Source organism: Vagococcus fluvialis (assembly GCF_003337315.1).
GTDB classification, from domain to species: domain Bacteria; phylum Bacillota; class Bacilli; order Lactobacillales; family Vagococcaceae; genus Vagococcus; species Vagococcus fluvialis.
Genome location: NZ_QPJV01000007.1, coordinates 29,548 through 50,212, shown reverse-complemented (window position 1 = coordinate 50,212; position 20,665 = coordinate 29,548). Strand labels below are relative to the sequence as shown.

Annotated in this window: 22 protein-coding genes and 1 other annotated feature; of the genes, 1 reads left to right on the top strand and 21 read right to left on the bottom strand. The window is 34.2% G+C overall.

Features of this window, described 5'->3' with window-relative positions; all coding sequences use genetic code 11:
• Positions 1 to 106 precede the first annotated feature (106 nt).
• Positions 107 to 643 (top strand): hypothetical protein, encoded by a 537-nt coding sequence (locus DFR54_RS08195; RefSeq protein WP_114289801.1) that lies wholly within the window; start codon positions 107 to 109, stop codon positions 641 to 643.
• A gap of 213 nt (positions 644 to 856) precedes the next feature.
• On the opposite strand, the gene DFR54_RS08190 is transcribed toward DFR54_RS08195, so the two are convergent.
• The 21 genes from DFR54_RS08190 to DFR54_RS08090 form a co-directional block, all read right to left on the bottom strand.
• Entirely contained in the window at positions 857 to 1,189 is a 333-nt protein-coding gene (locus tag DFR54_RS08190; RefSeq protein WP_114289800.1) for a metal-sulfur cluster assembly factor, read from the bottom strand.
• A gap of 69 nt (positions 1,190 to 1,258) precedes the next feature.
• The gene (gene lysA, locus DFR54_RS08185; protein ID WP_114289799.1) at positions 1,259 to 2,569 is read right to left on the bottom strand and encodes a diaminopimelate decarboxylase; all 1,311 of its coding nucleotides are present in this window, start codon (positions 2,567 to 2,569) and stop codon (positions 1,259 to 1,261) included.
• 97 nt (positions 2,570 to 2,666) lie between these two features.
• The gene (locus tag DFR54_RS08180) at positions 2,667 to 3,458 is read right to left on the bottom strand and encodes an acetyl-CoA carboxylase carboxyltransferase subunit alpha (protein WP_114289798.1); all 792 of its coding nucleotides are present in this window, start codon (positions 3,456 to 3,458) and stop codon (positions 2,667 to 2,669) included.
• Positions 3,459 to 3,463: 5 nt separating this feature from the next.
• Positions 3,464 to 4,327 carry an acetyl-CoA carboxylase, carboxyltransferase subunit beta gene (accD, locus tag DFR54_RS08175; protein ID WP_086342668.1) on the bottom strand — a complete coding sequence of 288 codons (864 nt, stop codon included), beginning with the start codon at positions 4,325 to 4,327 and terminating at the stop codon, positions 3,464 to 3,466.
• Between the two features lie 99 nt (positions 4,328 to 4,426).
• A complete protein-coding gene (locus tag DFR54_RS08170) occupies positions 4,427 to 5,785 on the bottom strand; it encodes an acetyl-CoA carboxylase biotin carboxylase subunit (protein WP_114289797.1) in 1,359 nt (452 codons plus the stop codon).
• Positions 5,786 to 5,789: 4 nt separating this feature from the next.
• Positions 5,790 to 6,221 (bottom strand): 3-hydroxyacyl-ACP dehydratase FabZ, encoded by a 432-nt coding sequence (gene fabZ, locus DFR54_RS08165; protein WP_086342666.1) that lies wholly within the window; start codon positions 6,219 to 6,221, stop codon positions 5,790 to 5,792.
• A 10-nt stretch (positions 6,222 to 6,231) separates the two neighbouring features.
• Positions 6,232 to 6,693: an acetyl-CoA carboxylase biotin carboxyl carrier protein gene (accB, locus tag DFR54_RS08160; RefSeq protein ID WP_114289796.1), complete on the bottom strand. Its 462-nt coding sequence runs from the start codon at positions 6,691 to 6,693 to the stop codon at positions 6,232 to 6,234.
• A gap of 2 nt (positions 6,694 to 6,695) precedes the next feature.
• Complete coding sequence (fabF, locus tag DFR54_RS08155) at positions 6,696 to 7,934, bottom strand: beta-ketoacyl-ACP synthase II (RefSeq protein ID WP_114289795.1); 1,239 nt, start codon at positions 7,932 to 7,934, stop codon at positions 6,696 to 6,698.
• 11 nt (positions 7,935 to 7,945) lie between these two features.
• On the bottom strand, positions 7,946 to 8,680 hold the full coding sequence (gene fabG / locus DFR54_RS08150; RefSeq protein ID WP_086342663.1) for a 3-oxoacyl-[acyl-carrier-protein] reductase: 735 nt from the start codon (positions 8,678 to 8,680) through the stop codon (positions 7,946 to 7,948).
• 13 nt (positions 8,681 to 8,693) lie between these two features.
• Positions 8,694 to 9,629 (bottom strand): ACP S-malonyltransferase, encoded by a 936-nt coding sequence (gene fabD / locus DFR54_RS08145; protein WP_114289794.1) that lies wholly within the window; start codon positions 9,627 to 9,629, stop codon positions 8,694 to 8,696.
• A gap of 10 nt (positions 9,630 to 9,639) precedes the next feature.
• Entirely contained in the window at positions 9,640 to 10,605 is a 966-nt protein-coding gene (fabK, locus tag DFR54_RS08140; RefSeq protein ID WP_114289793.1) for an enoyl-[acyl-carrier-protein] reductase FabK, read from the bottom strand.
• Between the two features lie 96 nt (positions 10,606 to 10,701).
• Positions 10,702 to 10,947: an acyl carrier protein gene (locus DFR54_RS08135; protein ID WP_114289792.1), complete on the bottom strand. Its 246-nt coding sequence runs from the start codon at positions 10,945 to 10,947 to the stop codon at positions 10,702 to 10,704.
• A gap of 29 nt (positions 10,948 to 10,976) precedes the next feature.
• Positions 10,977 to 11,954 (bottom strand): beta-ketoacyl-ACP synthase III, encoded by a 978-nt coding sequence (locus DFR54_RS08130; protein WP_086342659.1) that lies wholly within the window; start codon positions 11,952 to 11,954, stop codon positions 10,977 to 10,979.
• A gap of 22 nt (positions 11,955 to 11,976) precedes the next feature.
• Positions 11,977 to 12,417, bottom strand: a complete 441-nt coding sequence (locus tag DFR54_RS08125) for a MarR family winged helix-turn-helix transcriptional regulator (RefSeq protein ID WP_086342658.1) — start codon at positions 12,415 to 12,417, stop codon at positions 11,977 to 11,979.
• 223 nt (positions 12,418 to 12,640) lie between these two features.
• Positions 12,641 to 13,546 (bottom strand): YitT family protein, encoded by a 906-nt coding sequence (locus tag DFR54_RS08120; protein ID WP_114289791.1) that lies wholly within the window; start codon positions 13,544 to 13,546, stop codon positions 12,641 to 12,643.
• A 98-nt stretch (positions 13,547 to 13,644) separates the two neighbouring features.
• Positions 13,645 to 14,721: a histidinol-phosphate transaminase gene (gene hisC / locus DFR54_RS08115; RefSeq protein WP_114289790.1), complete on the bottom strand. Its 1,077-nt coding sequence runs from the start codon at positions 14,719 to 14,721 to the stop codon at positions 13,645 to 13,647.
• Between the two features lie 17 nt (positions 14,722 to 14,738).
• Positions 14,739 to 15,782: a 3-deoxy-7-phosphoheptulonate synthase gene (locus tag DFR54_RS08110; protein ID WP_114289789.1), complete on the bottom strand. Its 1,044-nt coding sequence runs from the start codon at positions 15,780 to 15,782 to the stop codon at positions 14,739 to 14,741.
• Positions 15,783 to 15,861: 79 nt separating this feature from the next.
• Entirely contained in the window at positions 15,862 to 18,279 is a 2,418-nt protein-coding gene (gene pheT / locus DFR54_RS08105) for a phenylalanine--tRNA ligase subunit beta (RefSeq protein WP_114289788.1), read from the bottom strand.
• 4 nt (positions 18,280 to 18,283) lie between these two features.
• Positions 18,284 to 19,330: a phenylalanine--tRNA ligase subunit alpha gene (gene pheS, locus DFR54_RS08100; RefSeq protein ID WP_086342653.1), complete on the bottom strand. Its 1,047-nt coding sequence runs from the start codon at positions 19,328 to 19,330 to the stop codon at positions 18,284 to 18,286.
• Between the two features lie 54 nt (positions 19,331 to 19,384).
• Positions 19,385 to 19,595: a binding site (T-box leader), on the bottom strand.
• Between the two features lie 50 nt (positions 19,596 to 19,645).
• Complete coding sequence (locus tag DFR54_RS08095) at positions 19,646 to 19,984, bottom strand: winged helix-turn-helix transcriptional regulator (protein WP_086342652.1); 339 nt, start codon at positions 19,982 to 19,984, stop codon at positions 19,646 to 19,648.
• 80 nt (positions 19,985 to 20,064) lie between these two features.
• Entirely contained in the window at positions 20,065 to 20,571 is a 507-nt protein-coding gene (locus DFR54_RS08090; protein WP_086342651.1) for an HD domain-containing protein, read from the bottom strand.
• Between the last annotated feature and the right edge of the window lie 94 nt (positions 20,572 to 20,665).

Sequence of the window (20,665 nt, the reverse complement as noted above, 5' to 3'; positions counted from 1 at the left end):
TTTATTTTATTTTTTATTGTATAAAAATGACGAAAAATAAATAATCAAATTTTTCATTAGACTGTAAAATAAATCGAACAATAATTTATTTTCGGAGGCCCCTAACATGTGCTTAAACTCACAAGAATATGATTTGCTAACATTAAAATTAAACAACTTAAAAGAAATAATTGAAGTAGAAAAAGAAAAACAATTAAATCGAACAAACATTGAATTTACAATTTGGTTAGATAATGAAAAATTATCTAATGAAGAATGCTTATATGACATGGTTTGTTGGAATTATAAATATTATGTCGACAATATGCTAATCCATGATACAAGTGAACAAGCTGATACTTATTTTTATGATAATAATATTTTAAAAGATGGCACTATTGATTTTAGTATCGTGGACCATATCAAAGATAGCTTTATGTCACTCATTAAAGACGCCATAAACGTAGAACAATATTTGAAAACGATTGATAACTTATCTGATTATTACGAAAGTTATGAAATTTCGCTTGATCCTAAAAATGAAGAGATTTACTTATTTAACTCTTTACCTAATTTAACTGCAAAGTTTTCATTTAATAATCATGTTAAGATGTCTGAATCACTGCATTTAATTCATCTTGATACATTTCAAAATATTAAATAAAAAAAGTACCTAAACTGTTAAATGGTTTAGGTACTTTTATTTTTATTCTAAATACTTGAGAAATAATCATAATAATTTATTAATAGCTCTTTTTTACATACAAAAAAACTCATTCATCAATTTTAAAAATTGATAAAAGAGTTATTATTGTGATATTCAGTCTGTTTCTTAAACATATGTAAAGTATCTATAAACTCAAAAAACAAGTTTAAACTACTTAATCCCTAAAGAAATCCTAGCATATCGACTCATTCTATCTGTCGTCCATGCCGGATACCAAACAAGTTTTACTTCTACTTTTTCCACCTCATCCACTTCACTGACTGCTTGGTGGATTTGTTCTGTGATGACGTCTGCTAGTGGACAGCCCATTGTTGTTAAAGTCATTTTGACTTCACAATAACCATCATCATCTAAATTCACTTCATATATAAGTCCTAGGTTGACAATATCAATTCCTAATTCAGGATCAATTACTGATTCTAAAGAGGCTACAATATCTTCTTTAATATCCTCTAATTCTTCTTCTGACCATCTTTCACTCATTGAGCAACACTCCTCTCTCACATTGTCTTCATCATAACCGATGAGAATTAATTTGTAAATCTATATTCCTTACTTCAAATCTAAATCAAATCTTGCCACGTCTTCAATCGTTTCTCTTTTGACAACCAATTGAGTTTTACCATTTTCAACAAAGACAACAGCTGGTTTTTGATTTCTATTATAATTACTTGCCATTGAATAGCCGTAAGCTCCTGTTGTTGTCATAGCAACTAAGTCATTTGGTTTTGCTTTAGGTAATTTTAAATCTTCAATTAATTTGTCGCCACTTTCACAGTATTTTCCTACTAAAGTAACAATTTCTGTTAGTTCATCTAGGGCACGATTAGCTAGGAAAGCATTGTACTTAGAACCATAAAGAGCAGGTCTAATATTATCTCCCATGCCACCATCAACTGCTACAAAATTTCTAACACCTTCTACATCTTTTCTAGAACCAACTGTGTAAAGACTTGTCCCTGCTTCTGCAACTATAGAACGTCCTGGTTCAATCCAAACTTCTGGCAATGGATAGTCTAATCTATCACACTCTTCTTTAACCTTCTCAACCATTTGTTTGACATAGTCTTTAGCAGGAAGCGGATGATCTTCAGATGTATAAGTAACACCAAATCCTCCACCTAAGTTTAGAATTTCAGCTACATAATCATACTTTTTTTGCCAATCCATTAAAATTTCAAGCATTTTTTCTGTAGCAAATGAAAAACCTGTTGTATCAAAAATTTGAGAACCAATGTGACAATGAATACCAGAAAGATGTAAATATTGACTTTCTTGTACTTTTTCAAAAGCATTGGCTGCTTGACCACTCTTCACATCAAAACCAAATTTTGAATCTTCCTGACCGGTTAAAATATAATCATGAGTATGAGCATCCACACCTGGTGTTACTCGTAACATGACTTTTTGTATTTGTTTTTTTTCTTTTGTAATAGCTTTTAAAAGCTCTAATTCATGAAAATTATCTAAAACAATCATGCCTACTTTTTCTTCAACAGCTGTTAAAAGTTCTGAATAAGATTTATTGTTCCCGTGAAATTCTATCATGTCTGGATTTACACCTGACACAAGTGCTGTATGTAACTCACCATCAGACACAACATCAAAACCTAAGCCTTCTTTTTGTAATAGCTGATAAATAGCTTTTGAGGTAAAAGCTTTGCTGGCATATATCACTCGGTGTTTAACACCTAACTCTTCAAAGGTTTGTTTAAATCCTTGAGCTTGTTTTTTGATAAGAGCTGTATCATAGACAAATAATGGCGTCCCAAAATCTTTTGCTAGATCCGTTGCTTGTACTCCTCCAATTTCTAATATCCCTTGGTCATTAATTTTACTTGTTCCAAATAACAATGGCTTCATTTTTAATCACTCTTTTCATTTTTTACGTATAGTCATTATACCTATAAATCCATAAAAAAAGCCAAAAAAAAGAGTAACTTTTTACTCTTTTTTGACTTTAAAATTTTCTAAATCGTTCATATCGTTGTTCAATTAGCTCTTCACTTGTTAATTGTCTTAACTCAGCTAGTTTATCAATTAATTCATCTTTAATTGTCATTGCCAAATCTTCTGGGCTAATTTTAGTATCCCCATCCATTTCTGGAATGATTTTTTCTGTTACATGTAACTCTTTTAAATCATAAGATGTTAATTTCATGATTTCTGCAGCTTCTTCTGCTCTTGAGCTATCTTTCCAAAGAATAGAAGCAAATCCTTCAGGTGAAAGAATAGAATAAATACTATGTTCTAACATCCAAACTTCATTAGCAACGGCTAGTCCAATAGCACCACCACTACCACCTTCACCAGTAAAAATTGAAATGACTGGTACTTTTAATTGACTCATCTCATAAAGATTATTCGCAATTGCTTCTCCTTCACCACGTTCTTCTGCTTCAATTCCACAAAAAGCACCTGGCGTATTAACAAATGTAATAATTGGTCGATTAAATTTTTCAGCTTGTTTCATTAATCGTAAAGATTTTCGGTAACCTTCTGGACTTGGCGAACCAAAATTAGTTGCAATATTTTCTTCTAAAGTTCTACCCTTTTGAACACCTATAACAGTTACTGGAAGTGAATCAAGATAGGCGATGCCTCCAACAACAGCCCCATCATCTCCGTAGTATCTGTCTCCATGAAGTTCAATAAAAGAATCAAAAATCATGTCGATGAATTCTAAGGAAGTTACTCGATCAGCTTGGCGAGCTAGCTTAACTATTTCATTAGCTGTTTTCGTTTTCTCCATGATTTCTAACCTCTCTTCTGATGCATCTCAAGGAGTAAACCTAAAGTGCTTCTTAATTCATTTCTTGGCACAATTTTATCTATAAATCCGCGATCTAATAAAAATTCTGCCTTTTGGAAATCATCAGGCAATTTCTGACGAATAGTTTGTTCAATTACACGTCTTCCAGCAAATCCAATCATTGTTTGAGGTTCTGCTAGAATAATATCCCCTTGCATTCCAAAACTTGCGGTAACCCCACCTGTTGTTGGATCTGTTAGAACTGTAATATAAAACAAGCCTGCTTCACTATGTTTCTTGACTGCTCCTGAAATTTTAGCCATTTGCATAAGAGATAAAATCCCTTCCTGCATTCTAGCCCCACCTGATGCGGTAAACATAATAACAGGTAGTTCTAGTTCTAAAGCTTTCTCAAAAGCACGTGTAATTTTTTCCCCAACAACACTACTCATACTCCCCATAATAAATCGACTGTCCATCACACCAATAACAACCTCATGACCATTAATTTTGCCACGACCAGTGATGACAGCTTCATCCATTTCTAGTTTGTCTTTCATTTTCTGAACTTTATCTTCATAATCTGGAAAGTCAATTGGATTTCTAAAAGCAATATCTGTATCCCACGCTTCAAATGAATCCTCATCAACAATCAATTTTAATCGTCTACTAGCAGCAATTCTAAAACCATAACCACAATTATGACAGGTTCTTTCTGCTCCAAGTTCTTTTTTATGAAGTGGTTTATGACAACTTGGACATTTTTCCCAAGCCCCATCAGGGACGAAAGGTTTAGCTTGAGTACTTTCTTTTTTCTCTGATTGGGACGGAGTGATACGAATATATTCTCTTTTTTTAAATAACCCCATATCTCTCCTCCTTCTCTTATTATTTGAAAATCATATATTTTTTCTAGTCAGGGGATAAAAAGTCTGCTCTTTTCATAACAACTTTTAACCCACCCTATTTTACTTAAGCCATTCTGGCAGGAATGTTTCTTGTAAAAAACTAGTATCGTATTTCCCATCAATAATTTGTTGATGAGTAATTAAATCTAGTTGGAAATCTTGATTAGTTACTAAACCATCTGTCACAAGTTCTGACAAAGCTCTTTGCATTTTGGCTAAAGCTTCCATTCTGTTTTCCCCGTGAACGATTACCTTAGCAATCATTGAATCGTAAAATGGTGGTATTGAGTAGCCGTTATACATAGCACTATCAACACGTAAACCAATTCCACCACTAGGTAATAATAGATTGTTAACTGTTCCAGGAGACGGTGCAAAATTAAAAGCAGGGTTTTCTGCATTAATTCGACATTCTATGGCGTGTCCTGTTAAAGTAATATCTTTTTGTTTGAGTGTTAGTTTTTCACCAGCGGCAATTTTTAATTGCCACTTAACAATATCCACACCAGTAACCATTTCAGTTACCGGATGCTCCACTTGGATTCTCGTATTCATTTCCATGAAGTAGAAATTATTATCTAAATCCACTAAGAATTCGATTGTACCAGCATTTTCATAATTAACAGCTTGAGCTGCTTTTAAAGCTGCCTCACCCATCATTTCTCTTAATTCATTAGATAAACCAAAAGCTGGTGCTTCCTCTAATACTTTTTGATTACTACGTTGAAGTGAACAATCTCTTTCACCTAAGTGAATGATATTTCCGTAATGATCTCCTAAAATTTGAACTTCAATGTGTCGTGCTGGATAGATTACTTTTTCAATGTACATTTGGCCATTACCAAAAGCAGCTAAGGCTTCTTGTTGAGCAGATTGGAATTGTTTTTCAAGTTCAGATTCTTCTAATACTTTACGAATTCCTTTTCCACCACCACCAGCAGCAGCTTTTAACATAATTGGGTATCCTACTTCATCAGCAATTGTCTTCGCTTCTTTTAATGTTGAAATTTCGCCTTCACTTCCTGGAATGACAGGAACACGGGCTTCAATCATTAATTTACGCGCATTAATTTTGTTTCCCATTGAATCAATCGTTTTAGGCATTGGTCCAATAAATTTAATTTGGCATTCTTCACACATTTCAGCAAACATACTGTTTTCTGCTAAGAATCCAAATCCTGGGTGTATTGCTTCTGCTCCACTAACAATGGCAGCACTTAAAACTGAGTGCATGTTAAGGTAAGAATCAGTCGCTTTAGCTGGCCCAATACAGATGGCCTCATCAGCCATCTCTACATGCAGGGCATCTCGGTCAGCTTCTGAAAAAATAGCTACTGTTTTAATACCTAACTCACGACAGCCTCTAATAATTCTAACGGCAATTTCTCCTCGGTTGGCAATTAAAACTTTATTAAACATAAGCTTACTTAGCTCCAATAATGAATGTCATTAAAGCAGTACAAACTTTTTTACCTTCAACTGAAGCAGTTGCTTTACCAACACCGATATTTCCTTTTTGTTTAATAATTTCCATTTCCATCACTAACACGTCACCAGGTACAACTTTTTGACGGAATTTAACTTTATCGATTCCACCTAAGTAACCTGTTTGACCTTGGAATTCTTCACTCTTAAGTAAAGGAATTGAGCCTGTTTGAGCTAAAGCTTCTAAAATTAAAACACCTGGCATAACAGGCTCTCCTGGGAAGTGTCCTGGGAAAAAGCTTTCATTGTAAGTAACGTTTTTAATAGCTTTAACGTATTTTCCTGGTTCTAATTCTGTTACTTTATCAACCATCATAATTGGGTATCTGTTTGGAATGATTTCCATGATTTCTTGTACATTTAATTGCATAATTATCCTCCTAGGCAATGCGGAATAAGGCTTGGCCAAATTCTACAACATCTTCGTTTTCGATTAGTATTTCAGTAACAATTCCTGCTACATCACTTTTAATTTCATTCATAATTTTCATTGCTTCAACGATACAAAGTGTATCCCCAACAGCAACTTTGTCTCCTACTGAAACAAAACTTGGAGCTGATGGTTCACTTGAAGTGTATACGACACCTACAATCGGTGACTTAACAGCAGTTCCCTCTACTTCAACAGCAGGCTTACTTTCAGCTACAGGAGCTTGAGTTGCTTCTACTGGTGCTATTTGAGTTGGTGTAGCAACCATTTGTGGTGCTGATTCTTGAACTACTGGACGACTATCTTCATTTTTATTTAAATATAAAGATAAGTCACCTTGGTTTAAATCTAGTTCACGAATTGATCCTGCTTCAAAAAGCTCTAATAATTCTTTAATTTCTGCAAAATTCAAGGTTACTCACCTCGCCATTTCTTCATACAAATAACAGCGTTATGACCGCCAAAACCAAGCGAGTTACTTAATGTATACTCAACATTGTGGGCACGTCCCGTTTGTGGAACATAATCTAAGTCACAATCTTCAGCTTGATTTTCTAATCCAATTGTTGGTGGTACAAAATCAGCTTCTAATGCAGCTAAACAAGCCAACGCTTCAACAGCACCAGCAGCTCCTAATAAATGCCCAACCATACTTTTAGTACTTGAAACAGGAACATTTTTAGCTTCATCACCTAAAGCATATTTAATAGCAGTTGTTTCACCACTATCATTAGCTGGAGTACTTGTTCCGTGAGCATTAATATAGCTGACATCACTTGCTGTAATTCCAGCTTCTTCCATAGCAAGTAGCATACATTTACCAGCTCCAGAACCATCTGGATTTGGACTTGTAATGTGGTATGAGTCACTGTTTGAACCATAACCTACTACTTCACCATAAATTTTAGCTCCACGTGCTAAGGCATGTTCTAATTCTTCTAAAACTAAAACACCACTACCTTCTCCCATAACAAAACCACTACGATCTTTATCAAATGGAATTGATGCACGGTTTGGATCAGTTTCTGGTGTTAATGCTGTTAGTGCAGCAAAACCAGAAATCCCGATTTCACAGACTGTTGCTTCAGCACCACCAGCTAAAATCGCATCTTGGTAACCATGTTTAATATTACGGAAAGCTTCTCCAATTGCATTAGTTGCTGAGGCACAAGCTGTTACAACTGATGTACAGATACCTTTAGCTCCAACCTTAATTGAAATGTTTCCAGCAGCCATGTTACCAATTGCCATTGGTACAAAGAAAGGCGCCACACGTTTTGGACCTTTGTCGTGCATACGAATAACTTGATTTTGAATTGTTTCCATTCCACCAATACCTGAGCTGACAATGACACCTAAACGATCAGGATTAATTTTTTCAATATCTAAGCCACTATCTTCCATTGCTTGAGTGGCAGCAGCAATTCCGTATACAGAAAACATATCCATACGTTTTGCTTCTTTTTTCTCCATATATAGTGTTGGATCAAAGTCCTTCACTTCAGCAGCTACAGTAATACCTGTTTCTGATGCGTCAAATCTTTTAATTGGAGCAATCCCATTTTTACCAGCTAAGACATTTTTCATAAATTCTTCAGCAGTATTACCTAAGGGTGTGACAGCACCAATACCTGTTACAACTACTCTTCTCATTGATTTTCCTCCTAGCCATTCATGACCATACCGCCATCAACATTGATGACTTGGCCTGTAATATACTTGTTAGTCGCTAAAAAGACAGCGGCTCTTGCAATGTCTTCTACTTGTCCTAATTTTTTCAAAGGAATCTGAGCAACAGTTGCTTCTTTAACTTTGTCACTTAAGACATCCGTCATATCTGTTTCAATAAATCCAGGTGCAATCGCATTACACGTAATTCCGCGAGAAGCTAATTCTCTGGCAACTGATTTTGTTAAACCAATCACACCTGCTTTACTTGCTGCATAGTTTGCTTGTCCTGCATTTCCTGTTAAACCAACAACACTTGACATGTTAATGATTGTCCCTGACTTTTGTTTTAACATAATGCTTGAAACTTGTTGAGTCGTATTAAATGTTCCTTTTAAGTTAACATTAATAACTGAATCAAATTCTTCTTCTTTCATACGCATTAATAACATGTCACGAGTAATTCCAGCATTGTTAATTAATACATCAACAGAACCAAATGTTTCTTTAGCTTCTGTAATTAGTTTTTTTGCATCATCCATATATTGAATGTCGCCTAAAACCACATGTGTTTTAACACCGTATGATTCAATTTCTTCTATTAATTCAGGTGCAATTTCTTTACGTGCATTTAAAACGATATTAGCACCCTCTTTTGCAAATTGGATAGCTAACCCTCGTCCAATACCACGAGAACTTCCTGTAATAACAACTGTTTTATTCTTTAACAAATCAGTTTACCTCCTAAGAATTAGAAATTAATTTTTCTAATTTTTCAAATGTTTTTTGGTCTTCACAATGTTGAATATTAACGGTTTTATCGCTCTTTTTAATAAAGCTACTTAAAGTTTTACCAGGACCGATTTCAATAAAAGTATCAACACCTTCAGCAATCATCGTTTTAATACAGTCTTCAAAATAAACTGGTGACATCACTTGCTTAGTTAATGTGGGAATAATTTTTTCATTTGATTCGAAAAAACTTCCCGTCACGTTTGTAACAACTGGTATTGACATTTCTTTGAAATCCACTTGTTTTAAAACAACTTCTAAATTTTCCGAAGCTTCTTTTAAAAGAGGGGTATGGAATGGCCCACTTACTTTTAAGGGAATTAGGCGTTTAGCTCCTGCTTCTTTTAATAACCCTTCAGCTTTTGCTACACCTTCTTTAAAACCACCAATAACAATCTGGCCTGGCATATTATAGTTAGCAGGATAAACACCTGCAACACTAGATGCTTCTTTACAGATAGCTTCAATGACTTCCCTATCCATTCCCATCACAGCAGTCATCGCTCCAACTCCAGCTGGTACAGCTTCTTGCATTAACTTGCCTCTTTTTCTAACAAGCTTTAAAGCTGCTTCAAAATCAAGAGCACCACTTTCAACTAAAGCTGTGTATTCACCTAAACTAAGTCCTGCACAAATCTCTGGTTTAATATTTAATTGTTCTTTAATCATTTCAGAAATCGCTACACTCATCGCTAAAATAATAGGCTGTGTGTATTCTGTTTGATTTAGTTTGTCATCTTCTTCAAACATTATTTTAGGAAGATCTAAGTCTAAAACTTTAGACGCTAAATCAATATATTGTTTGAATATCAAACTATTAGTGTAAAATTCTTGACCCATACCTAAGTACTGAGCCCCTTGACCACTAAAGACAAAAGCTATCTTCATATTAATCTCCTTATACACCCCACATATTAGCGCGTTCTTGTAGCACTTCAGTAGTTTCTTTCATTAGTTCTTGAATAATCTCATCACAACTTTGAGTATCTGTTTTAATCAGACCAGCGATTTGTCCTGCCATTAAAGAACTATTTTTAACATCGCCATCAACAACAGCTCGTTTTAAAGCGCCTTGTCCTAATTTTTCTAATCTCTCAAAATCAGGATTTTCTTGTCCGCCTTCGAATCGTTCTACTTTTAAGTATTCTTTTGTTAAGCTATTTCTTAACCCACGAACAGGATGACCAGTTAACTGTCCAGTAAGGACTGTATCAATATCTTTTGCTTTAACCACTTTATTTTTAAAGTTCTCATGAGCAATAGAATCAGTTGAAACTAAAAATCTTGTTCCAAGTTGAACCGCTTCTGCACCAAGCATTAAAGCTGCGGCAACACCACGTCCATCTCCAATACCTCCAGCTGCAATAACCGGAATATTAATAGCATCCACTACTTGTGGTACTAAAGTCATGGTAGTTGACTTACCAACATGGCCCCCGCCTTCCATACCTTCAACAACAACAGCATCTGCGCCTTCTTTTTCCATACGACGAGCCACTGCTACTGAAGCAACAACAGGAATAACGATAATACCTGCTTCTTTAAAACGCTTCATGTATTTACCAGGAGAACCAGCTCCTGTTGTAATCACTTTAACTTTTTCCTCGATAACTAAATCAACAATATCTTCTACAAATGGTGACATTAGCATAATGTTGACACCAAAAGTTTTATCTGTTAACTGTCTAGCAATATCGATTTTTTCCTTAATAATTTCCTTTGGTGCATGCCCTGAAGCGATTAAACCTAATCCTCCCGCATTTGACACCGCACTGGCAAGTTTTTCTTCTGCAACCCATGCCATCGCTCCTTGAAATATTGGATATTCGATATCTAACATGTCACAAATTTTTGATTTTCCCATCTTGTCACCCTCTCAATAAGTTCCTTTAAAAAAATAGCTAATAAAGTCAATGACTTCATAGCTATTTCCTTAGTTTCTATATTTGTTAACTCTTAATTATTTGTTTGCTTCTATTTGTTTGTCAACGAACTTCACTAGGTCCTCAACAGTGTTTAAACCTTCGTCAGTTTCGATTTTTACATCTGAATCTTCAAATGCATCTTCGATGTCGTTCATGATTTGGAATAAATCTAAGCTATCAGCTTCTAATTCTTCACGGAAGTTTGTTGTTAATTGTACTTCTTCTTCTTCTTTACCTAATTGATCCACGATGATTTCTTGAATTTTTGCAAATGTTGACATAATAATAATTCCTCCAATAAATATGTTTTTTATAATTTTATTAATATACTTCCCCAAGTAAGTCCTGCACCATAGCCTGTTAAAATGACATTTTGGTTACTTCCAAGGGTTATTGTCCCATCTTCTACTTTTTCAACAAGTAATAAGGGGACACTTGCTGCTGATGTGTTACCGTATTTGGCAACGTTGTGTAAAAATTTTGTCATTGGTATTTTCGTTTTTTTAGAAATTGCTTCTAAAATTCGAACGTTAGCTTGATGTGCCAATACATAATCTAGAGAGTCTCTAAACTCTTCATTTTTTTCTAAAATGTTAATCATGTTTTTTGAAACATCTCTTAAAGCAAAATCAAATATTTTCTTACCATCCATTACCATTCCTGATGAAACTCTGTCATCATTTTCTTTAAATGGATTTCCATCGACATTTTCTTTTGCGTAAAGTGCCATTGAACGTTTACCGTCCGATTGAATCAACTCATCAATGAATCTTACTTCTGTTGAAGTGTTTTCTAGTAAAACTCCGGCAGCCCCGTCTCCAAACAAGACAGATGTGCTTCGGTCTTCCCAGTTCATCATTGTTGACATTGTTTCAGCTCCAATAACTAAGCCTCTGTTATACGATCCACTTGAAAGAAATTTTTCAGCGGTAGAAAGGGCGTATACAAAACCTGAACACGCAGCATTTACATCTAAGCAAAACGCATTATTTGCCTCTATATTACTTTGGACAAGACAGGCAGTTGATGGTGTGCCATAATCAGCAGTCATCGTTGCTACTATGATAAAATCAATGCTAGAAGCGTCTATTCCTTGAATTAATTGTTTAGCGACTCCTGTTGCTAAATCACTTGTTGTTTCTTTAAGTGATACTCTGCGCTCTCTAATTCCTGTTCTAGATGCTATCCATTCATCGCTTGTATCCATCACTTTTGCTAAATCATCATTGGTTACTATATTATCTGGCAAATATTTTGCCACTTTCGTAACTTGAGGATACAACTGCATACTACGTACATCTCCTTACCTTTTAATAATACTTCTTCAGAAAACGGTGTAGACTTTGAAGTCCTTTAACTAAAGCTTCTTTTTCATCTATTGCCATATCTTCTAAAGCTGCTTCAACCATTTTTTTATGGAAATGTTGATGTGCTCTGAAAAATAACCGGCCGCGATTTGTCAGCTTTAAGCGAACAATACGACGATCCGTATCACTTCTTACACGGTCTACATAACCCTTCTTTACCAAATTGTTGACAGCAACTGTTAGTGTTCCAACTGTTACTGATAACTCTTTTGCTACCTCACCTGTTGTTTTATTTTTACCCATCCCGATGGCCTCAATGGTGTGCATTTCTTTGATTGATAGATCAGAGAAACTACTCTTTTTAAGCTCTGTCTCTTCAATTGTCAAAATGTCATTAAAGACTCTTACTAGTTGGGCATTGACTAGATTCATGTTATCGTCCATTTCTAATGCCTCTTTCACTATTTGTTTGATAATCAAAGTATATGGGTAAAAAAATTTAAAAGCAACTATTTTCGAGATAGTTTGATAATCAAATGATTTGATAATCAAAGTATATGGGTTGAGTTTGAAAATTGCAACCTTTTTTTTCTTGAAAATTTTTATTTTTCATAAAAACTCTTTTAAATCAAGGGTTTAGAGTATAAAAAAAGATGATAAAAAGAGATTAAATCTCTTTTATCATCTTTTTCATCTCATTTTGTTGATCTTCATTCCAAAAATTCCCAACAATAGTTTGAGTTGGTAAAATATTTATAAATGAATTTTGATCTGCTAAGTAAACAGCTTGCTCTAAAGCATATAATTCATATTTAGTTACCACAGTCATAATAACTGAAGTCTCTTTTCTAGAATAAACACCAGTTCCTGGTAAGAGAGTCATTCCACGAACAATTTCGTTTTGAATAGAATGAATCACCTCTTCTGGTTTAGATGTAATTACAAAAGCTGTTACCTTTTGATGACGTGTATGGATTCTATCCACTACTTGAGTGGTTACATAGATTGAGATTACCGTGTAAAGTGCTGACTCCCAATCAAAAACAAAACCTGCTGTTGCTATAATAAAGGCATTAATAATCATCATTAATGACCCTACACTTCGTCCTGTAGTTTTAGATAAGACTAGAGAAACAATATCCATTCCTCCTGTGCTAAAACCAAACTTCATTGTTAAACCAACTGCTACACCTGATAAAACACCACCAACAATTCCATTCATTAATTGATTATCAGTAATTTCTACAACAGGAATAATTAAAGTCATTATCGTTACAGATAAAACTGTTAATAAACTAAAAATAGTTGCTGATTTCCCAAGCTTAATCCAACCTAAAATAGCAATCGGAATATTCATAAGGAAAATTAATATCCCAGTATCTAACTTAATATCAAATGAATTTAGTAAAATACCTGAGAATAACTGAGCCAGCCCATTAACGCCTGCTGAGAAGACATTAGCCGGAATTAAAAACAAATTCAAGGCGACGGCTAAAATAACTCCTGCAAAAATAACGATTGCACTTTTCTTAATTAATTCATTTTGTTGATACGTTTTAGTAATGTGACCCACTCATTTCTCCCCCTTTATACAGTTCCTAGAATAATGTACCAATTAAACTATAAAAAAGAAAGGAAAATCATCTATTTTTCCTTTCTTTTTCATTTATTTTACAACAAGTTTTTTAAAACATTTCTTAAAACTTCATTGTCTTCCTTTTGTCCCATTGTAATTCTAACCCAGCCTGGTTTTAAGCCGCCTCGAATAATAAATCCTGACTCTAGTAAGCCTTGAGTTATTTCATCTGACTTCTCACCAACATTTACAAAAATAAAGTTTGTTTGAGACACATAGTAAGGTATTGCTAGCTCTTCTAGAAATTTCTCCCATGCTTCTAATTCTGCTGTATTTTTTTTAGTTGCTCTTGAAATGAATTCTTGATCTTCTAACGCTACGATTGCAGCTTTTTGAGCCAGCGTACTTGTGTTAAAAGGTAGTCTTGCCACTTCTAAGGTTTTTCCTAGAGCTTCTGACATTATCCCATACCCTATTCTAAGACCAGCTAATCCGTAAGCTTTTGAAAAAGTTCTCATAATCATTAAATTATCATATTCATTTAATAAATTAAAACTTGTCCCAATTTCTTCCTCTGTCACATATTCTTGATAGGCTTCATCACTAATAACTAAGATATGGTCTGGTACTTTTTCCATAAAATCTTTTATTTTATATTGTGACACGTAAGTTCCAGTTGGATTATTTGGGTTACATAACCAAATAATTTTAGTATCAAAAGTAATGCTTTCTAACATTTTCTCTAAATCCATCTCACCAGTTGCTGGATGAACAGGTACTTTAATCACATCTGCTCCTTCAATTGTGGCATGGTGTCCGTACTGAGGAAAAGTTGGGTCTGGTACGATAATTTCATCTCCACTTACTAACATAGCACGAGAAACAATCTGAATCACTTCATCTAGTCCAGCACCAACTATTAATTGATTGGTTGAAATTTGGTGAAATTCAGCTAATTTTTCTTTTAAATCAACTGCTCCTCCATCAGGATAATACTCTAAACTTTCTATTTCATTAACTAATAACTCTTTAACTTTTGGTGAAAAACCGTATGGATTCTCATTAGATGCTAGTTTCACTACTCGAGTTAAACCATATTCTTTTTTCACATCATCAATTGGTCTACCTGGTATATAAGGACGTAATCCCTCTAAAGTTTCTTTTGATTTCATATAAATCCTCCTCTTGCTTATTTATTTTTGGCTAATGAATATAATAACTTTTCCGTTTCTTTCCATCCAAGACAAGGGTCTGTAATAGACTTACCAAACACATCACCATCTACTTCTTGGCGACCATTTTCAAGGAAACTCTCAATCATAAAGCCGCGTACAAAAGGTTTCAAATCTTGATTCCACTCACGACTGCTTAACACATCTTTAACAATACGAACTTGTTCTAAATGTTTTTTTCCTGAATTATCATGATTTGTATCAACTACAATAAATGGATTTTTAAGTTCTGATTCTTGATACATTTGATGCACTGTAACTAAATCTTCGTAATGATAATTCGGTATGTTTTTACCATTAGCATCAAGTCCTCCTCTTAAAACAACATGAGCATAAGGGTTAGATGACGTCATTACTTCTTGATTATTATAGATAAACTCTTGTTGCTGTTGAGCAGCGTAGATAGAGTTAAACATCACGTTTAATTGACCGCTTGTTGGGTTTTTCATTCCCACAGGCTGATCTATTCCACTTGCTACAAAACGATGTTGTTGATCCTCTACAGAGCGAGCGCCAATTGCAATATAGCTTAACAAGTCTTTTACATATTCTAGATTTTCTGGATAAAGCATCTCATCTGCTGTTGTTAAACCTGTTTCAGTAATCACACGATGATGAATTTTTCGAACTGCTTGAATACCTTGAAGCAAATTGCTTTTCCCTTGAGCTGAAGGTTGGTGTAATAAGCCTTTGTAACCATCTCCATTAGTACGTGGTTTATTCGTATATATCCTAGGTATAATGAAAACTTCGTTAACTATTTCCTTTTGAATCTTACTTAAGCGGTGTGCATACTCTAAAACTGCCTCTTCATCATGTGCTGAACAAGGACCAATAATAGCTAAAAATCTCTGATCTTCACCTAATATTATCTGTCGCAATTCTTCATCTCTTTTATTTTTTAACTCCAAATCTTTTCCCGATAATTGATATGATTTTAGTAACTCACTGGCATTAATTTCTTCACTTATTTTTTCAAATCCCATATCCCTAACCTCCATTTTTTCACTTTTCTTCTATATTAATGTATAAAGAAAAAGACTTTACCTACCTACAAGGTAAGTAAGTAAAATCTTTTAATTATCTTACTTCTATATTTAATGTTGTTTGTAGTGCTTCACTAACTTTTTCAACTGCTTTTGTCACATCTTCATCAACTAATGTCGCTTCGTCATTTCTAAAGATTAGAGAGTAAGCTAGAGATTTTTTATTAGCTCCTAATTTTTCTCCTTCAAAGACATCAAATAAATGAATATCAATTAGGTACTTACCACCTTTGTCTTTAATCACATCGATGATTTCTTGACTTGAAATCTCACGATCTGCTAAAAGTGCTATATCTCGCTTAATTGAAGGATATTTACCTACTTCTTTGTAAGTTGGCTCTTCTTTAGCTAATTCACATAATAAAGCTAAATCTAATTCACAGACATAGGTTTCATTAATTTCCATTTCTTTAGCTACTTGTGGATGAACTTGTCCTACAAATCCTAAAACAGTTTCACCAATCGTAATTTGTGCTGTACGACCTGGGTGCATCTCTTTATAGGCTTTACTTGAAGTAAATCTTAGTTCATCACTTAATCCTAAAAGATTAAACAAGTTTTCAACGATTCCTTTTAATGTATAGAAATCAACTGATTTTGCTGGTGAGTCCCATGTTTTATTAGCCCATGTTCCAGAAATAGCCATTGCCAAATGCTTTGTTTCTTTTGGTAAAACGTCACCTTCAACTAGTTCAAAAATATTTCCTACTTCATAAAAAGCAATTTGATTTTGTTTTCTAGCTTGGTTGTAAGCTACATTTTTCAATAACCCTGAAACTAAACTTTGACGAGCTACAGAGCGTTCTTCACTCATTGGTAAGTCTAGTTCAATTGTTCCTTTTGGCTCTAAAACAAATTTAGTTGCTAACTCAGGTGTTGTTAACATATAGCTAATTGCTTCATAAAGGCCGTTACCCTCTAATTGTTTACGAATACTACGTGTTAGTCTTTGTGTGCGAGTTAATTTACCAGCAACTGATGATCCTTTAGGTAATGTTGAAGGTAAGTTATCATAACCGTAAATACGAGCTACTTCTTCTACTAAGTCTGCCTCAATTGAAATATCCCAACGTCTTGGAGGGATACTTACAATAAATGTTTCATTATCAACTTCGTGTTTGAAACCTAAACTATTAAAGATACGAGTAACATCTTCTTTTGATAATTCAGTTCCTAAAGAACGATTTATTTTTGTTAATGTAATTGACACCACGACATCTTCTTTTTCATAGCTATTGCTAATAGCCTCACCACTAACAACAACTCCACCACCAAGTTCCGCAATCATTTGAGCTGAGAAAGCACTTGCTTCTTCTATAGTAGAAACATTAATGCCACGCTCAAAACGTTTACTTGATTCACTTGAAAGACCAAAGCTTTTAGCAGTACGTCTTGTTACTGTTGGATGGAAAAGAGCTGTTTCTAAAGCAACTGTTGTAGTTGTTTCTGTGATTTCAGAATCAAAACCACCCATCACACCTGCTAAAGCAATTGTTTTTTCACCGTTTGTGATAACAATATTTTCAGTTGTCAATGTACGTTCTTCTTCATCTAAAGTAACAAGTGATTCATTATCTGTAGCACGACGAACTTTAATTTCTTTACTACCTAATTTGTCATAATCAAAAGCATGTTGTGGTTGACCGTATAGTAGCAAGGTATAGTTTGTTACATCGACGACGTTATTAATTGGACGAATGCCTTCATTCATTAGTAACGTTTGTAACCACATTGGACTTTCTTTGATAGTCACGTCTTTAATCACACGCATGCGATAAGTCGGTGTGTCATCCGTATTTTCTACTGAAACACTAATGTAATCTTCAATGTTTGACGCTGTATCTTCTACTAACTCTTTAGTTGGGAAAGTAATTTTACGATCATAGATAGCAGCTACTTCATGAGCTACACCACGTAAACTTAAAGCATCAGCTCTATTTGGTGTAATTGATAATTCAATAATAGAATCATCCATTTCTAGATATGAAAAGACTGGTTCTCCTGGTATAGCTTCATCTGGTAAGAAATAAATACCATCAGCATATTCTTTAGGAACAACACTACTTGAATATCCTAACTCATCTAATGAACAAATCATTCCAAGAGATACTTCTCCGCGCATTTTTCCTTTTTTAATTTTTACATTTCCTGTAATACGTGAGTTTGGTAAAGCCACTATTACTTTTTTATCAGCTCTTACATTAGGAGCTCCACAAACGATTTGATAGATTTCTTCTTCACCAACATCAACTTGGCAAATTGATAAGTGATCACTATCTGGATGAGGAACACATTCTTTAACATCTCCAACAACGATTTTTTTAAGTCCTTCTTCTGGGACAACTACATCTTCTACTTCAATTCCTGAACGAGACATTTTATCTGATAATTCGATAGGTGAAATCCCTTCAAGATCAACTAATTGTTTTAACCATTTATATGAAACTAACATTGTCTTACCCCTTTACTCTGAATTGTTCTAAGAATCGTAAATCATTTTGATAGAAATAACGGATATCATTTACACCGTATTTAAGCATTGCTACTCGGTCTGGTCCTAATCCAAATGCAAATCCACTGTATTTTGTTGAATCAATACCTGACATTTCAAGTACACTAGGATGAATAACTCCTGCTCCTAAAATTTCAATCCAACCAGTTTGTTTACAAACATTACAACCTTCTCCACCACATTTAAAACAACTGATATCCACTTCTACTGAAGGCTCAGTAAATGGGAAATAACTTGGACGTAAGCGAATTTCACGATCCTCACCAAACATTTTTTTAAGTAAAACTTCTAAAGTTCCTTTTAAATCACCCATTGTAATATCTTCTGCTACAACAAGTCCTTCAATTTGATGGAACTGATGACTATGGGTTGCATCATCACTATCACGACGGAATACTTTACCTGGAGAAATCATTCTTAATGAGCCTTTAGAAAAATCATGTTTTTCCATAGTACGTGCTTGAATTGGAGATGTATGAGTTCTTAGTAGCACTTCATCATTAATATAGAAAGAATCTTGCATATCACGAGCCGGATGATCTTTTGGTATATTCATACGCTCAAAGTTATAATGATCTTGCTCCACTTCGTACCCTTCAATAATTTCATAACCTAAACCTAAGAATACATCTTCAATTTCTTCCATAACTTGCGTTAAAATGTGCGGTACACCAATGTTTAATTCATCTCCTGGTAACGTCACATCGATTGTTTCTTTTTCTAAAGCTGCATTTAATGCAGCTTGTTCTAAAACTTCTTTTTTCTCTTCCAACTCACCAGTTAAAAGGTCACGAATTTCATTGGCTAACCCTCCAACAACTGGACGCATTTCAGGACTTAAATCTTTCATCCCTCTTAATACTTCAGTCATCGAGCCTTTTTTCCCTAAAACTTGAACTCTGATTTCATTTAAATTTTCTAAGTTTGTTGTTGATTCAATTTTTGCTAATGCATCTTTTTTCAACTGTTCTAATGTTTCTTTTAATGACATCTTTTTCGACATTCCTTTCTATTTTAGCAACAAAAAAAGACATCATTCCTTATATAAAGGAACGATGTCTCGCGGTACCATCCTAATTTGTACGTAAACGTACACACTTTTATTTGTTAACGATGATTCACACCGGTTTATTACTGAATGATAAACAACTCAGGAAGTGAACTTCACTTAATTCTTTAACAACTTGCTTTCAGTCGGTGGCAAGTCTCCCTTTGGATAAATCATTAAACTACTCTTTTCCCTTAAATGTTATTGTTATATTGTATTTGCCTTACATACTACAAGAGAAATGAACAAAGGTCAAGGTTAATTTTTGACCTCTACCCATTTTTCACCCCAAGTTTGAATCTCTTCCATAACAGGTTTTAAGGCTAAACCTTTATCTGTCAGTCCGTATTCAATGCGATTTTTTTCCTCACACTTGACTTTTCTCTCTAAAATTTCTTTTTCCTCTAATTCTTTTAAACGCTCAACCAAAACACGATCACTTACATCAGGAATTTTATTGGCAATCTCTACAAAGCGTTGTGGGCCTTCTGCGATTAAGACATCAATAATTAATCCATTCCATTTTTTCCCTAAAATCTCAAAAGTTTTTTCGAATTTAGGACATAGTATAAATTGTTGGTTTTCACAAGTTTCCATTATATTCACCTCTTCTTTAGAAGTATTACATTTAAGTATAAAGCAAAAAGCCGACTAATTCTAGCAAGTCGGCTTAGATTCTAGACATTTACATTTGCTAAGCCAAAATACTGGTAAGCTTTGATTTTTACTTGTTGGTAAAGAGGTACAAATACTTCCTCACAAGCACAATATTTGTCAACTAAGGTAACAATATAGCTTTCTTTGTATTTAGGTGGTGCAATTGTTGCGCCAAACATATGTTTTACAATAATATCTTCTTCTAATTTTGAAATTTCAGTTAATTTTCTTGCATTTTCTAATGCAACTCTTGGATGGACATAAGCATGACTACCTTCATCACTTTTATTTGTTCGCCAATCATAGTGAAATAAATCATGTAAAAGACCTGCTCTTGCAGTTGCTCTCAAGTCTCCGTTCCATTTCTTAGCTAATAAGAAACTACGATATGACACATTGATTGAATGCTCTAAACGATTTGAATAGTGATGTTGTTTAAATTCAACTAAATTTTGTACTTCGTCTGTATAAATTAAGTCTGCAACTAACTCTAAATACTCTGCGTCCTCTTGCCATCTTACCGTCATAAAATTTCTTCACTTTCTTTCAATAAATTGTTTAGTATTCTCTATCAATCTAATACATTGTAATGTAGTTTAGCATGAAGTTGAATTAATAGCT

Excerpts from the sequence above, each read along its gene's own strand:
- DFR54_RS08110 (WP_114289789.1), bottom strand. The coding sequence starts at position 15,782 with ATGGAGGTTAGGGATATGGGATTTGAAAAAATAAGTGAAGAAATTAAT.
- DFR54_RS08135 (WP_114289792.1), bottom strand. The coding sequence starts at position 10,947 with ATGTCAACATTTGCAAAAATTCAAGAAATCATCGTGGATCAATTAGGT.
- fabD (WP_114289794.1), bottom strand. The coding sequence starts at position 9,629 with ATGAAGATAGCTTTTGTCTTTAGTGGTCAAGGGGCTCAGTACTTAGGT.
- pheT (WP_114289788.1), bottom strand. The coding sequence starts at position 18,279 with ATGTTAGTTTCATATAAATGGTTAAAACAATTAGTTGATCTTGAAGGG.
- DFR54_RS08180 (WP_114289798.1), bottom strand. The coding sequence starts at position 3,458 with ATGGAGAAAACGAAAACAGCTAATGAAATAGTTAAGCTAGCTCGCCAA.
- fabZ (WP_086342666.1), bottom strand. The coding sequence starts at position 6,221 with ATGCAATTAAATGTACAAGAAATCATGGAAATCATTCCAAACAGATAC.
- fabK (WP_114289793.1), bottom strand. The coding sequence starts at position 10,605 with ATGGGAAAATCAAAAATTTGTGACATGTTAGATATCGAATATCCAATA.
- DFR54_RS08090 (WP_086342651.1), bottom strand. The coding sequence starts at position 20,571 with ATGACGGTAAGATGGCAAGAGGACGCAGAGTATTTAGAGTTAGTTGCA.
- accD (WP_086342668.1), bottom strand. The coding sequence starts at position 4,327 with ATGGGGTTATTTAAAAAAAGAGAATATATTCGTATCACTCCGTCCCAA.
- lysA (WP_114289799.1), bottom strand. The coding sequence starts at position 2,569 with ATGAAGCCATTGTTATTTGGAACAAGTAAAATTAATGACCAAGGGATA.
- DFR54_RS08190 (WP_114289800.1), bottom strand. The coding sequence starts at position 1,189 with ATGAGTGAAAGATGGTCAGAAGAAGAATTAGAGGATATTAAAGAAGAT.
- fabF (WP_114289795.1), bottom strand. The coding sequence starts at position 7,934 with ATGAGAAGAGTAGTTGTAACAGGTATTGGTGCTGTCACACCCTTAGGT.
- DFR54_RS08130 (WP_086342659.1), bottom strand. The coding sequence starts at position 11,954 with ATGCAGTTGTATCCTCAAGTTACGAAAGTGGCAAAATATTTGCCAGAT.
- DFR54_RS08125 (WP_086342658.1), bottom strand. The coding sequence starts at position 12,417 with ATGGACGATAACATGAATCTAGTCAATGCCCAACTAGTAAGAGTCTTT.
- pheS (WP_086342653.1), bottom strand. The coding sequence starts at position 19,330 with ATGTCATTAAAAGAAACATTAGAACAGTTGAAAAAAGATGCATTAGCA.
- hisC (WP_114289790.1), bottom strand. The coding sequence starts at position 14,721 with ATGAAATCAAAAGAAACTTTAGAGGGATTACGTCCTTATATACCAGGT.
- DFR54_RS08195 (WP_114289801.1), top strand. The coding sequence starts at position 107 with ATGTGCTTAAACTCACAAGAATATGATTTGCTAACATTAAAATTAAAC.
- DFR54_RS08170 (WP_114289797.1), bottom strand. The coding sequence starts at position 5,785 with ATGTTTAATAAAGTTTTAATTGCCAACCGAGGAGAAATTGCCGTTAGA.
- DFR54_RS08095 (WP_086342652.1), bottom strand. The coding sequence starts at position 19,984 with ATGGAAACTTGTGAAAACCAACAATTTATACTATGTCCTAAATTCGAA.